The organism is Nocardia sp. NPDC127606 (assembly GCF_042671725.1).
Taxonomy (GTDB): Bacteria; Actinomycetota; Actinomycetes; order Mycobacteriales; family Mycobacteriaceae; genus Nocardia.
Window position 1 is genome coordinate 219,308 of record NZ_JBHXWQ010000005.1, and the last position, 13,823, is coordinate 233,130.

The window sequence follows — 13,823 nt, forward strand, 5'->3', positions numbered from 1 at the left end:
CGACCCCGCACGGGGGTCGACGTCGGCGCCTAGGCCAAACCGCAGCGTTCGATATTGCTCAGCGTGATCTGGCGATCGGATTCCTTGGCCTGCGGAACGCGGTTGTAGGCGCCCATGGAGTCCATGTAGTTGACGAACGCGTCCGCGATCTCCTCCGGCGTCGCATCCGGTTTCGCGGCGCGGACATTGTCGACCAGGGTGCGAGTGGTCTCGCACTGCTCTTCCGGGGTGAAGATCGGCGGCGGCGGGTCGGCGTGCGCGAAAGCCGGTGCGAGCAGCAGCACGAAAGCGGCCAGGGCGGCGGATCGAATAATTCTCACCCTTGCGACTCTACGTATCGAAACCGCAACGGCCCCACGCTACTTGGCGTAGCGCGGGGCCGCGGTCGGGCTCGGCGTCAGGCGAACAACGCGCTGACGAAGGGGAGGGAGTCGACCAGGGAGGCGTTGACGGTGCCGTCGTGGTCGGTGGGGTAGGTGCGGAAGGTGACGGGCTGGCGGTTGACCTGAAGGACCGCGGCGTAGCGGAGGGTTTCGGGGGTGACCACGTCGGTGTCCCGAAGGCCCTGACCGAGGAAGAGCGGGCGGTCGAAGCTGGATTCGGGCAGGCCCATGTAGCGCGTGAGCAGGCCGTGGACGTCGGGGATCGACGACAGCGGGCGGGCGAACATGCTGCCGACCGAGGGCTTCGCGGCAGCCAGTTCGTCGCCGAGGGGGCCGATGCAGCCGGTTTGCGCGCGAGCGAGCCAGGTGCGGCCGGTGTCGGTGAGCAGGCCGTCGATGTCCAGGTCGGGGTAGGAGGTGCGCAGGCCGCTGAGGATGTAGAGGACGTACGCGGTGAGGTGCGAGCTCAGGGCGATCGGGGGCACGCCGGGGCCGATCAGCCCGATGACGTCCTCGATGTAGGCGGGCACGCCGGTGCCGACCGCGCCGCGGTAGTCCAGGTCGGGACCGCCGAATTCGGTGGCGTAGCGGGCGGTGAACACCGCGGCGCCGCCGCCCTGGGACTGGCCGACCACGGCCCACTTGTTCGACAGCGACGCGTACTGCTCGGTCGCGGCCTTGACCCCGTCGACCACGTTGTGCGCTTCGGCGATGCCGTTCAGGTAGGGATGTTCGCCGGGTCCGCCGAGGCCCGCGTAGTCGGCGGCCACGATCGCGTAGCCCTGCTGCAACCAGGTGCCGAGGTAGGCCCAGTCCCGCTCGACCGCGGCGGGCCCGGCCACGCTGTAGGCACAGTCGTCGCCGAGTCCGACGGTGCCGTGCGCCCACGCGATCACCGGCCAGCCGCCCTGCGGAGCCTCGCCCGCGGGGAAGTACACGGCCGCGCTGGTGGTGGTCGGCTGGTCGCCCGCGGTGGTCGAGCGGTAGAGCAGGCGTTCGGCGCGGGCCGATCCGGGCAGGGTGGCCGCGGCCGACAGTGACTCGACGCCGACGACGGTGCCTGCCGCCTCGGTCGGTTGCGCGCTCGCCACCGGCGCCAGGCTCAGTGCCGCCGCCAACACGGTCAGCGATGCCGCCGCGATCCTCGGAATCCTCATGGGCCCACTCTCTCGCCTCGGTGGATGAGTGTCCACTTCCGGAGGCGAGGGGATCACTACCCGCGTCGTGACCGAATCGAGTGACGACACGCACATCATTCGTGTCCGGCGTGGTGTGTGAAACGACTCACAGACTGCCAGGCTCGGGAGTGTCGGCGCGCGCCCACCTGATGATCGCTAACAGTACGAGCGTTATGCTAAAACTCCAGGTCAGCCCTACTCGCTGGTAGGCGGAGTCCTTGCAATTAGCCCGCTAATTTCGCAAAGTTAGCAAACGCGTCGGCAAAACTAGCTGAGATTCACACAACCAACAGGTAGACGGCCATTTCTGGGTGTGCCATTGTTTGGAAGTACACCCCTTGGGCCCTAGTAAGTCCTAGCAAGCCTGCAAATTGCTCCAGCAGTACGAGATGTGCAACCGAAAGCGTTCAGCCACCGGTTGATTCGCACGCCGACTGCGTGGAGCACCGACCACACGAGGAAGTGGAGTCAAGAGATGTCTCTCCCCGGCACCCCGAAGACCGCAGCGGAAATCCAGCAGGATTGGGACACCAACCCGCGTTGGAAGGGCCTGACCCGCACCTACTCCGCCGAGCAGGTTTCCAAGCTGCAGGGCAACGTCGTCGAGGAGCACACCCTCGCCCGTCGCGGTTCGGAGATCCTGTGGGACCTCGTGAACAACGAGGACTACATCAACTCGCTGGGCGCCCTCACCGGCAACCAGGCCGTGCAGCAGGTTCGCGCCGGCCTGAAGGCCATCTACCTGTCCGGTTGGCAGGTCGCCGGTGACGCCAACCTGTCCGGCCACACCTACCCGGACCAGTCGCTGTACCCGGCGAACTCGGTTCCCGCGGTCGTGCGTCGCATCAACAACGCGCTGTCGCGCGCCGACGAGATCTCCAAGGTCGAGGGCGACGAGTCGGTCAAGAACTGGCTGGCCCCGATCGTGGCCGACGCCGAGGCCGGCTTCGGTGGCGCCCTGAACGCCTACGAGCTGCAGAAGGCCATGATCGTGGCCGGCGCCGCCGGTGTGCACTGGGAAGACCAGCTCGCCTCGGAGAAGAAGTGCGGCCACCTCGGTGGCAAGGTGCTGATCCCCACCCAGCAGCACATCCGCACTCTGACGTCTGCCCGGCTCGCTGCTGATGTCGCCGACGTGCCTTCGGTGATCATCGCCCGCACCGACGCCGAGGCCGCCACCCTCATCACCTCCGATGTGGACGAGCGCGACCGTGAGTTCCTGGACGGCACCCGTACCGCCGAGGGCTTCTTCGGTGTGAAGAACGGCATCGAGCCCTGCATCGCGCGTGCCAAGGCCTACGCCCCCTACGCCGACCTCATCTGGATGGAGACCGGTATCCCGGATCTCGAGGTCGCGCGCAAGTTCGCCGAGTCGGTTCGCAGCGAGTTCCCGGACCAGCTGCTGGCCTACAACTGCTCGCCTTCGTTCAACTGGAAGCAGCACCTGGACGACGCGACCATCGCGAAGTTCCAGCGTGAGCTCGGCGCGATGGGCTTCAAGTTCCAGTTCATCACCCTGGCGGGCTTCCACTCGCTCAACTACGGCATGTTCGACCTGGCGCACGGCTACGCTCGCGAGGGCATGACCGCGTTCGTCGACCTGCAGGAGCGCGAGTTCAAGGCTGCCGCCGAGCGTGGCTTCACCGCCATCAAGCACCAGCGTGAGGTCGGTGCCGGCTACTTCGACACCATCGCCACCACCGTCGACCCCAACACGTCGACCGCCGCCCTGAAGGGCTCCACCGAAGAGGGTCAGTTCCACTGATCCCCCTCGGGGTTGCTTTGACCGGCAACACCTTTCCTCTACTCCGGTAGGGGTGTACGCCCTCCCACGCCATACAGCCCTGGCGTGGGAGGGCATCCCTATACTTTGGTCGCTATGACCTCCCCAGCCACCCCACAGCCAGACACACAGCAGGAGCGGGACGTGAGCAGCAGCGAGAAGATTCAGCGCGTTGGCATCATCGGCGCCGGACAGATGGGCGCCGGCATCGCGGAGGTGTGCGCACGCGCGCACGTCGACGTCCTCGTCTACGAGACCACCCGTGAACTCGCCGCTGCGGGCCGCGCCCGGATCCTGCGTTCGCTGGACCGTGGCGTGAGCAGCGGCAAGATCACCGAACGCGAGCGGGAGCAGGCGGCCTGGCGGCTGCGCTTCACCTCCGATCTCAGCGACTTCGCCGACCGTCAGCTGGTGGTCGAGGCCGTTGTCGAGAACGAAGAGGTCAAGACGGCCATCTTCAGCGAGCTGGACAAGGTCGTCACCGACCCCAACGCCGTGCTCGCCTCCAACACCTCCTCGATCCCGATCATGAAGATCGCCGTCGCCACCGCGAACCCCGAACGCGTGGTCGGTCTGCACTTCTTCAACCCGGTGCCGGTGCTGCCGCTGGTCGAGCTGGTCACCACGCTCAAGACCAGCGAGCCGGTCGCCAAGCGCGCCGAGCAGTTCGCCGCCGAGATCCTGGGCAAGCAGATCGTGCGCTCGGCGGACCGCTCCGGTTTCGTCGTCAACGCGCTGCTGGTGCCGTACCTGCTCTCGGCCATCCGGATGGTCGAGTCGGGCTTCGCCACCAAGGACGACGTCGACAAGGCGATGGTGCTCGGCTGTGCCCACCCGATGGGCCCGCTGGCGCTGACCGACCTCGTCGGCCTCGACACCGTGAAGTCCATCGCGGACTCGATGTACTCCGAGTTCAAGGAGCCGCTCTACTCCGCCCCGCCGCTGCTGATGCGCATGGTGGAAGCCGGTCTGCTCGGTAAGAAGACCGGAGCCGGGTTCTACCAGTACGGCAAGTAGAAGTTTGCTCGCCGGAGGCCACCGACATCAGCTGAGACGCGATGCCGGTGGCCTTCGGCCTTTTCCGGGGTGTTTGCAGGGGGAACGGCGAAGGGTCGCTCTCGCGGCCTAAGCTGCTGTTGCCGGGCGCGCTTGCGCATCCGGTGTTATGTCGAGCGCAGCGTGTGATCGAAAGGGAGTATCGGCGGTCATGGTCAACGTCACCGATGGATTCGGGTCGAGCGTTCTCGGATACCCGAGGATCGGTCCGCACCGAGAGCTCAAGCGTGCGCTCGAGGCGTACTGGCGCGGATCGATGGAGCTCGAGGAACTGCGCGCGGTAGGTCGCGATATCCAGGAGCGTCAGTTCAACGAGCTGGCCGCGACCGGACTCACGCAGGTGCCGGGCAACACCTTCTCCTTCTACGATCACATCCTCGACAACGCGCTGCTGTTCGGTGCGGTGCCCTCGCGCTTCAAGGAGTTCGCCGACGGGCTCGACCCGCTCGACTTCTACTTCCTGATGGCGCGCGGCAACCCGGATACCCCGCCGCTCGAGCTGGTGCGTTTCTTCGGCACCAACTACCACTACCGTCAGCCCGAACTCGACGCCGACACCACGTTCTCGCTGCACCCCGAGGCCCTGCTCGACGAGTGGGACCGGGCCGCCGCCCGCGGGATCGAGCTGCGTCCGGTGGTGCTCGGACCGGTGTCGCTGCTGCTGCTGTCCAAGGCCGGGCATGTGCCGGGCGAGGCCGAGTTCGACACGTTGAGCCTGCTCGATCAGCTGCTGCCGTTCTACGAAGAGCTGTTCGAGATCCTCGCCAAGCGCGGGTCGACCTGCGTGCAGCTCGACGAACCCTGCTTCACCGGCGAGCGCACTCCCGCCGAGCTGGCCGCGTTCGAGAAGGCCTACAACCGGCTGGCGAAGGCGCCGCTGCGTCCGCGCATCCTGGTCACCGGGCAGTACGGCGACTTCGGTGAGGCGCTGCGGATTCTGGCCGCGAGCAATGTCGAGGCCATCGGGCTGGATCTGGCCTCCTACCGGATGCAGCCGGAGGAGCTGGCGGCGATCCCGGGGATCAAGCGCAAGCGGATCTACGCCGGTGTGATCAGCGGCCAGAACGTGTGGCGCGCCGACCGGGTGGTCACGCTGAACTACCTGAACTCGATCGCCGAGGTGTGCCCGGATCTGGTGGTGTCGACCGGCACCACGCTGCTGCACGTGCCCTACGACGTGCTCGCCGAGTACGACATCGAAGGCAATGTTGCCGACCGGCTCGCCTTCGCGAAACAGAAGGTGGGCGAGGTCGTCTCGCTCGCCAAGGCGCTCACCGAGGGCCCGTCGGAGAACTGGCGCAAGCGGCCCACCGAGGTGCACTTCAAGCAGAAGCACGCGGTGCGCCAGCGGGTGTACGCGGTGACGCCGGAGATGCGCGAACGCGAGTCCTACGAGGTGCGCGCGGCCGCGCAGCAGGAGCGGTTGAACCTGCCGCTGGTGCCCGCCACCACGCTCGGTTCGTTCCCGCAGAGCGGCAAGCTGCGTCAGGCCCGTCACGAGGTGGCCTCGGGCCGGCTGTCCGACGACGACTACCGCAAGCAGGTCGAGGCCGAGATCGAGGCCACGATCCGGCTCCAGGAGGACATCGGCCTCGACGTGTTCGTGCACGGTGAGCACGAGCGCAACGACATGATCCAGTTCTTCGCCGAGCAGCTCGACGGCTTCGCCACCACCCGCTTCGGCTGGGTGCAGGTGTACGGCTCACGCTGTGTGCGGCCGCCGATCGTCTACGGCGATGTGGCGCGGCCCGCGCCGATGTCGGTCGAATGGACCACTTACGCGCAGTCTTTGACCGACAAGCCGGTGAAGGGCATGGTCACCGGGCCGGTCACGATGCTGGCGCGTTCGTTCGTGCGCCAGGATCAGCCGCTCTACGAGACGGCCGACCAGGTGGCGCTCGCGATCCGGGACGAAGTGGTCGATTTGGAGAAGGCCGGGATCGCGATCATCCAGGTCGACGAACCCGCCATCCGCGAGCTGCTCCCCGCTCGCCCGCACGGCCGCGAGGAGTACCTGCGCTGGGCGGTCGGCGCGTTCAAGCTGGCCACCTCCGGCGTGCGCCCCGACACCCAGATCCACACCCACATCGGCTATTCCGGCCGCACCGAGGTGGTCGACGCGATCGATCAGCTCGACGCCGACGTCACCGCGATCGTGGCGACCCGCTCGATCGAATGGGTCATCGAGGCACTCACCGAGGACCTGTCCTCCGGCCACGGCCTCACCCACGGTGTCGGCCCCGGCGTGTACGAGAGCCGCTCGGCCCGCATCCCCGATATCGACGAGTTCGACGAGCTGCTCACCGAAGCCGCGAATGCCGTGACCCCGCAACGGTTGTGGGCCAACCCCGACGGTGGCCTCAAGACCCGCCACTACTGGCAGCTGGAGCCGTCCTTGCGGAACATGGTGGCCGCGGCTCGCCGGGTTCGCCGGCGCGCGCTGGCCGCGCAGGCGGCTGCCGCGACCGAGGAGTAAGCGAACAAGACAAGGGGGCGCACCGGATTTGAACTGCTCCCCGGAAGTCGGACTGAGAAACTCAGTTCCGACTTCCGGGGAGCAGTTCTATGCGTGCACGAAGTTCGTTGTCCGAGCAGCAACGTCTCACGGCGGTAGCGTTGTTCGAGACCGGCGCGGGTGAGCGCGCGGTCGCGACGCAGCTAGGAGCTAGCGTTCCGGCGGTAAGACGGTTGTATGACCGGTGGCGGGTTCGCGGAAGGGCAACCCTGGTGACCAAACCGACGAAGCAGACCTACTCGTTCGAGTTCAAACTAGGTGTGGTGCAGCGCTTCCTAGCAGGTGAGACGAAGGTCGAGCTCGCGCGTGAGCTCGCGCTGTCCTCGCCGAAGCTCGTCGAGACCTGGGCAAGGAAGTACCGCAACGACGGTGAGGACGGGTTACGCCCGAAACCGACAGGCCGCCCGAGAACAGATCCGGCCGAAGCTGCCTCGCAAGAGTCGACTCTCGCGAAGCTTCGCCGGGAGAACGAGCGGTTGCGGGCCGAGAACGCCTACCTGGGAAAAGTGTTGGCCTTGAGAGCGCAGCAACGGCGGTGAAGGTCGGTGCTGTCATCGCTCTCAAGGCCGAATACCGGCTCGACCTGCTACTCGAAGTCGCGGGACTGGCTCGCTCGACATTCTTCTATCACCAAGCTCGCTTGGCCGCGCCCGACCCGCACGCAGACCTCAAGTCCGCGATCCGGGAGGTATTCGAAGGCGTCAAAGGCCGGTACGGACATCGCCGTATCCACCATGACCTGCGCAGATCCGGATGGAGGGTGGCGAAGAAGACCGTGCTCAAGCTGATGCGGGCGCTGGGGCTGGTCTGCCAGGTGCGGCGGCGGAAGAAATTCAACTCCTATCGGGGCGAGGCCGGCAAGGTCGCTCCGAATCTGCTCGACCGCGACTTCACCGCCAGTGCGCCGAATCAGAAGTGGGTCACTGACGTGACCGAGTTCGGTGTCGGTGGACAGAAGCTGTATCTGTCGCCGGTGATGGATCTGTTCGACCGTCAGATCATCGCCTACTCGATCGGCACCTCACCGAGCCTGGCACTGACCAACAGTTCCTTGCGTGCCGCGATCGAGAACTTCAGTGACGGCCAGAGCCCGCTTGTGCACTCGGACCAGGGATTTCAGTACCAGCATGTGTCCTGGCGACGCATGCTTGCCGATGCCGGTGCGACTCAATCGATGTCACGCAAGGGCAACTGCTACGACAACGCCGTGATCGAGAATTTCTTCGGTCACCTCAAAGAAGAACTCTTCCACCACGTCCGATACCTCGACATAGACGCGTTGGCGACCGCGCTGCGCGAGTACATCCGCTGGTACAACACCGAACGTATCTCGACAAAGCTCGAGGGCCTGAGCCCGGTGCAATACCGAGCCCAGGCCCTCGCGGCCTAGACTTCTACTTGGTCAGTCCAACAATCGGGGAGCAGTTCAATTCCGGTGCGCCCCTTTTTGTTGCCGGGTGACCCCTATACCCAGGACTGTTCTCCGCCAAACATGAAAACGCCTGAACCTCAGCAGATCTCGGCATCATCGACTACAGTTCGCGGCGTCGGCGTGGGGTCAGGAGGGGCGCGGTGCTCGATCCGCATCACCATCAGGGGAAGTTCGGGCACGATTACATTCGCGTGCTCGCTTCGGCGGCCGGCTTGGTCTGGTCGACCGATGATCTCGATGTCGACGGGGTCGACCTGACTATCAAGCAGCCGGGGCGGACGAGATACGGATTCTCCCCGCAGATCGAAGTGCAGATCAAGACCGTGTCGCGGCCGAAATACCGGCAGGGACAATTGATCTTCGGCGGGCTCAGTCATACCCAGTTCAACCAGCTCGCAGGCACCGATTTCGCCGTTCCGCGTTATCTTTTCGCTATCCACGTGCCCGTCGTCGCCGATCTGTTCACCGACTCTGTCACCGGCGGGTTGATGCTTCGTCACACGGGATATTTCCTCTCACTGCGTGATCGGGCCCGATTCGCCGTCGACAATGCCAAGCGCAAGGTGGCGGTACCGATTCCGGTCAGCAATGTGCTCGACGTCGAGGCGCTCGCCGCGCTCGTCGCCGGATCGTCACGGTAGGGCCGATGGTCGATCCGCCCCGCCTCGATGACGTGATCGGGTATCTGCAGGCCCAGGGGTGGACGCCCCAGGTGCCGTGGCGCAACGGTCGGGTCTGGTCGCACGGCGAGTTCGACGTGCTGGTGCCCGACGGCGAGGTCGCCGACTTCACCGCGCGCATGCGGGCCCTGGTGCGTTGTGTCGCGGACTCCGAGCAGCGGTCGGCGGAAGTCGTGGTGCGCGACATCGTTTCCGGTGGTGTCGACATTGTCGGATATCGCGCGGGCGAGGGCGAGGTCTCGCTCGAAGCGGGCACAGCCGCGCTGGCGGCTCTGCGTTCGTTGCTCGTCACCTGCGCGTATCAGGTCGCGGGCAGCGAGATAAGGATGTCGTCGATGCGTCAGCGCGCAGTCGCCGAACTGCTCGACGACACCACCCTGCTGCCGCGTCGGGACACTTTCGGCTTCGACGTGTTCCTCGCCGGTCCCGGTTCACGGCTGGGGCGCGGCTCGGCGATTCGGTTGCTCGATATCGCGGCGACGGTGCGGGGCGCGGCGCAAGGGGAGCGGTTCGGCATCGCGCACGAGATCCGGTACGACACCGTCGAGTTGTTCAGCGCGCTCGGATCCGCAGAGCGGAGCCCGATGCGGTTCGAGTTGAATTTCCGCTGGTCACGCCAGATTCCGCGCCCGGACGTCGCGGTCGAGTTCTCCAGCAGCGCGGTCGCCCGCCTGCCGAGACTGTTCGACGACGCCGTGGCTTCCTCGCCGCTGCCGAGCGATCGGCTCGAATCGCTGCCAGGCCCCGAGTCACCCGCGGTGATCGAAGGGGTCGTGGTCGGGCTGGACAACGACGGCGGGCCGAAGGCGATCGTGCGGGGCGTGCTCGTCGTCGACGAGACGACCACCGGGCGGCAACGACGCGTCACAGTGCGGCTGCGGACCGCCGACGAGTACGCGAAAGCCCTTGCGGCACATAGCTCCCTTGTTCGGGTACGCGCTACCGGAACCTTCGACGGTAGACGTGACCTGCAAGTGTCCGAAAACGGATTCACCGTCATCGAAGGCGACGGATCGTGAGAGAACGGATCGAACATTGTCGGATCAGATGAGTCCACGAGAACTCGCAGTGCTGCTGACGCTGTTGGCGGAGGCACGCGAACTCACGAACGCCGAGCTGTTCGCGGTGGCGGGGGTGACGCTCGACGGGACACCGCGACGTCGGCTGAACAAGTTGGGGCTGGTCGACAGCGTGAAGGTCGGTCGCGCGCTCGTACATGAACTCACCGAGCACGGGGCCGAGTGGTGCACCGCGGAACTCGCTCGCCCGCGCCCCGAGAAGTCCGGTTCCTACGGCGGGGCCCTGTACGCGGTATTGGCCGGGCTGCACCGGCATCTCGAGAACTCCGGACAACTGCTCACCGATGTCTTCGTGCCCGATGTGGCGGGCCAGATCATCCGGAAGTACACCGAGCTCACCAAGGGCAAGCCGGACCAGATCCGACTCGCCGAACTGCGAAACAGGCTGCCGCACATCCCACCTGCCGACTTCTCGGACGCGATGGTGCTGCTCGCCGATCGCGACGGCGTGCACATACGGGCCGAGGCCGATCGCAAGACCTTGACTGACGATGATCACGCGGCGGCCATCGTGCTGGGCGGTACGGCTCGCCATCTGCTGACCGTCGAGGCGGTGCGGTGAACGACCTGGAATATCGCGCGCTCGCGCGGGTGCAGTTCAGCACCGCACTCGGCCCGGATTCGATCTGGCGGCCGCAGAGTTACCACGTCGAGGAGCTGCATCGGGCGGCGTCGGCGGAGATCGCCAGGGCGATCGGGCTGGCCAAGGATCGGCCGGATATGTCGCCGACCGGGTTCATTCTCAACGGCGATCCGGGAGTCGGGAAAACCCACTTGCTCGGGTGGATTCGACAGCATGTCCAAGATCCGGCGGTGGGCGGATTCTTCTTCATGCCGAAGTTGCTCGACGGTAAGTCATTCTGGGACGGCGCCGTTCACGGCGTGATGAACCGTTTGGTCGACGCGGACGGTGATCAGCTACGCAGATTACTTGTCGCCCTCGCGAAACGGGCTGGGTTCGATCCCGAACGCACCGCACGGATCGCAGGGCCGATGCGCCCCAAACCCGAGGATATCGAACGGTTTCTGGACGACCTGTCGGTCCCGGAGCCACGGTTGGCGTACGAATGCCGGGACACGTTGCGGGCTCTGGTCTTGTTTCGGGCGGGTGGCGCTTTGCGCTACGTGGGCGACACATTTCTGATTCTGCGAGATCCGCTCGATCGCGACATCGCGATGGAGTGGGGCTTCCGGCCCGGGAACCGCGACGCGCAGTTGATTTTTCACGATCTGATCAGGTTGTTCGCTGCGGTAGGCCCAGTGGTGGTCGCGGTCGACCAGATCGATGACGTGATGGCCAAGGGTGGCGCCGCACGGACCGCGCACCTCGCGGACAGCATGATGAAGCTCCGCGAGGAAACGGTCCGAACGATTGTGATCGCCGCGTGTATCCCTACGACCTGGGATTACCTGAAGAAGCAAGGGGTGGCCTCGGTCGAAGACCGGTTCACCGACGTGTTTCTGGCGACCAAGCTGCCCGGCGCCGCGGTGGCGGCGGCGGTGGTTGCGGGACATCTGCGGGTGCTCTACGACGAGGTCGACTTCCTACCGGCCTACCCGACGTGGCCCATCGCCCCGCGCGCCTTCGAAGCTGATGCGGTAACCAAGTACACCCCGCGCAGATTGCTGCAACTGGTCGCCGAGCACGTGCGCAATTGCCTGGAGCGAAAAGAGATTCAGGAACTCGGAGATTTCACCGATATCGGGAAGGGTGCCGAGGCGAAGGTGCCGGTGTCGCAGGCGGATCACAGTGGTTTCGACAACCATTTTGCTGAGCTGCGCCAAGCTGCCGATTCCACTAAGGCGCTCGACCCGGCCGAAGAAGACGAAATCATGGCTGACCTGCTCAAGGCGGCCCTGCAGTGTTTCGTCCTCGAACACCGCGACCGCGACGACCTGAGCATCGATCCGGCGACCGCCACCGGGCGTGCGCTGCACGCCCGTCTGCTGCGCACGGTCGACCCGGTTCTCGAAGAACAGGAGCACTGGAGTTTCCGGGCGATCGGCCACACCCATCACCTGGCCGTGCAGTCCCGGATGCGTTCAGCGGTCATCGAATCCGGCATCGAACAGACTGACGGCAACCGTCACCTGGCGATCCTGCGCAACATCCCGTTTTCGAAGGGTCCCAAAACCCTGGCGATGCTGGATGAGCTGGCCGAGTCGGAGGGGCGGACGCTACCGATTTCGCAGGATGATCTCCGGACGTTCACCGCGTTGCAGCAGATGCTCGCCGAGGCGAGGCCGGGATTCGACGGTTGGCTGGTGGAACGCGGGCCTGCTGGAAAGACTCAGTTGTTTCGGCGGGTGTTCGGTGATCTGCCGGAACCCGCTGTCCTGCAAGATCCCTCGCCGGACTCGCCGGACTCGCCGGACTCGCCGGACTCGCCGGACTCGCCGGACTCGCCGGACTCGCCGGACTCGCCGGTGTCCACCGGGTCCGATCCCGCGAACGACCGATCGCGCGTCGTCCCAGTCGGTTCCGCAGAGCCGACGGTCGTGCTCGGCCATGGGATCGCCGACAACCGCGAGTTCGTCATTCCGCTCGAACTGCTGCGCAAGCACCTGGTCCTGTTCGCCAGTAGCGGCTCGGGCAAGACGGTGCTACTGCGCCGACTGGTGGAAGAGGTAGCACTGCACGGTGTTTCGGTGATCGTGCTCGACGTCAACAACGACCTCTCTCGGCTCGGCGACGCATGGCAGGAAGCGCCGTCTGCATGGCAGGCGGGCGATGCAGAGAAGGCCGCGCGGTATCTGGCCGAGACCGATGTGGTCGTGTGGACCCCGCGTCGACAGGCCGGGCGTCCGCTCATTCTGAACCCGCTCCCGGATTTCGCGGCAGTGCTCGACGACCCGGACGAACTGCGGACCGCGGTGGAGGTGGCCGCCGGTGATTTGCTGACCCGGTCCGGCATCGCACGGACGAAGTCGGAAAAAGCGCGCGCGGTGCTGTTGCAGACGCTCACTCATTTCGCCAGGTCGGGGGAGTCGAAACTGGCGGGCCTCATCGACCTACTCGCTGACCTGCCTGACGGTGTGAGCCGCGTGCGCAACGCCGCGGACCTCGCCGCCGAAATGGCGGACGGTCTTACGGTTTCCATGATCAACGACCCACTGTTCGGTGGCGACGGCGAACCCCTCGACCCCGGCGTTCTGCTGACCCCCGCGCCCGGCAAGAAGGCTCGAGTCTCGGTGGTCAGTTGCGTCGGACTGCCCGACCCCGACCAACGCGCCACTTTCGTCAGCCAGCTACAGGTCGCCCTGTTCACCTACTTCAAGACCAACCCCGCAGGTGATCGACCGCTCGGGGCGCTGCTCGTCCTCGACGAAGCGCAGATGCTCGCGCCCTCGGGCAAGCACACTCCGGCCTCCGCCAGCACGCTGATGCTCGCGGCGCAGGCAAGAAAGTACGGACTGGGTATCGCCTACGCCACGCAGGCGCCAAAAGGCCTGGACAGCAGGGTCGTCGGTAACACGGCGATCCAGTTCTTCGGCAAGTTGGGCACCGCAGTCCAGATCCAAACAGCCAAGAGCATCGCCGCCAGCTGGGGTGGAAATCTGGACGACATCGGCCGCCTGAAAACCGGCCAGTTCTACGGCGCTGCCGAAGGCCGGGCGTTCCGCAAACTCGCGACCCCGCTGTGCTTGAGCCACCATCCCGCCAGCCCGCCGACCGAGGCCGAAGTACTCGAACGGGCAAGGCGGGACGAGGAATAG

Annotated in this window: 11 protein-coding genes and 1 pseudogene; 10 read left to right on the plus strand and 2 right to left on the minus strand. The window is 65.8% G+C overall.

Annotation, left to right across the window (positions count from 1 at the left end; translation table 11 throughout):
- Positions 1-29: 29 nt before the first annotated feature.
- Positions 30-320, minus strand: a complete 291-nt coding sequence (locus ACFVJ5_RS23325) for a hypothetical protein (RefSeq protein WP_379223034.1) — start codon at positions 318-320, stop codon at positions 30-32.
- Between the two features lie 77 nt (positions 321-397).
- Positions 398-1,540: a lipase family protein gene (locus tag ACFVJ5_RS23330; RefSeq protein ID WP_379223036.1), complete on the minus strand. Its 1,143-nt coding sequence runs from the start codon at positions 1,538-1,540 to the stop codon at positions 398-400.
- Positions 1,541-2,036: 496 nt separating this feature from the next.
- On the opposite strand from ACFVJ5_RS23330, the gene aceA reads away from it, so the two are divergent.
- The 10 genes and pseudogenes from aceA (at position 2,037) to ACFVJ5_RS23380 (ending at position 13,823) form a co-directional block, all read left to right on the plus strand.
- Complete coding sequence (aceA, locus tag ACFVJ5_RS23335) at positions 2,037-3,326, plus strand: isocitrate lyase (RefSeq protein ID WP_266293925.1); 1,290 nt, start codon at positions 2,037-2,039, stop codon at positions 3,324-3,326.
- Positions 3,327-3,488: 162 nt separating this feature from the next.
- A complete protein-coding gene (locus tag ACFVJ5_RS23340) occupies positions 3,489-4,361 on the plus strand; it encodes a 3-hydroxybutyryl-CoA dehydrogenase (protein ID WP_266293923.1) in 873 nt (290 codons plus the stop codon).
- 190 nt (positions 4,362-4,551) lie between these two features.
- Positions 4,552-6,876, plus strand: coding sequence for a 5-methyltetrahydropteroyltriglutamate--homocysteine S-methyltransferase (gene metE / locus ACFVJ5_RS23345; RefSeq protein WP_379223038.1), 2,325 nt, complete (start codon positions 4,552-4,554; stop codon positions 6,874-6,876).
- Between the two features lie 89 nt (positions 6,877-6,965).
- Positions 6,966-7,055 (plus strand): annotated as a pseudogene (locus tag ACFVJ5_RS23350) (hypothetical protein); the annotation flags it as partial.
- Positions 7,056-7,127: 72 nt separating this feature from the next.
- The gene (locus ACFVJ5_RS23355; RefSeq protein WP_379218007.1) at positions 7,128-7,454 is read left to right on the plus strand and encodes a transposase; all 327 of its coding nucleotides are present in this window, start codon (positions 7,128-7,130) and stop codon (positions 7,452-7,454) included.
- Positions 7,451-8,305 carry an IS3 family transposase gene (locus tag ACFVJ5_RS23360; RefSeq protein ID WP_379223040.1) on the plus strand — a complete coding sequence of 285 codons (855 nt, stop codon included), beginning with the start codon at positions 7,451-7,453 and terminating at the stop codon, positions 8,303-8,305. The genes ACFVJ5_RS23355 and ACFVJ5_RS23360 overlap by 4 nt, the downstream gene beginning before the upstream one ends.
- 182 nt (positions 8,306-8,487) lie before the next feature.
- On the plus strand, positions 8,488-8,988 hold the full coding sequence (locus ACFVJ5_RS23365; protein ID WP_379223042.1) for a DUF4365 domain-containing protein: 501 nt from the start codon (positions 8,488-8,490) through the stop codon (positions 8,986-8,988).
- A 5-nt stretch (positions 8,989-8,993) separates the two neighbouring features.
- On the plus strand, positions 8,994-10,046 hold the full coding sequence (locus tag ACFVJ5_RS23370) for a hypothetical protein (RefSeq protein ID WP_379223044.1): 1,053 nt from the start codon (positions 8,994-8,996) through the stop codon (positions 10,044-10,046).
- A gap of 28 nt (positions 10,047-10,074) precedes the next feature.
- A complete protein-coding gene (locus ACFVJ5_RS23375) occupies positions 10,075-10,668 on the plus strand; it encodes a hypothetical protein (RefSeq protein WP_379223046.1) in 594 nt (197 codons plus the stop codon).
- Positions 10,665-13,823 (plus strand): ATP-binding protein, encoded by a 3,159-nt coding sequence (locus tag ACFVJ5_RS23380; RefSeq protein ID WP_379223048.1) that lies wholly within the window; start codon positions 10,665-10,667, stop codon positions 13,821-13,823. The genes ACFVJ5_RS23375 and ACFVJ5_RS23380 overlap by 4 nt, the downstream gene beginning before the upstream one ends.

What these genes read in the sequence shown, in the direction of transcription:
- ACFVJ5_RS23330 (WP_379223036.1), bottom strand. Translation starts at nt 1,540, where the DNA reads ATGAGGATTCCGAGGATCGCGGCGGCATCGCTGACCGTGTTGGCGGCG.
- aceA (WP_266293925.1), top strand. Translation starts at nt 2,037, where the DNA reads ATGTCTCTCCCCGGCACCCCGAAGACCGCAGCGGAAATCCAGCAGGAT.
- metE (WP_379223038.1), top strand. Translation starts at nt 4,552, where the DNA reads ATGGTCAACGTCACCGATGGATTCGGGTCGAGCGTTCTCGGATACCCG.
- ACFVJ5_RS23370 (WP_379223044.1), top strand. Translation starts at nt 8,994, where the DNA reads ATGGTCGATCCGCCCCGCCTCGATGACGTGATCGGGTATCTGCAGGCC.
- ACFVJ5_RS23375 (WP_379223046.1), top strand. Translation starts at nt 10,075, where the DNA reads ATGAGTCCACGAGAACTCGCAGTGCTGCTGACGCTGTTGGCGGAGGCA.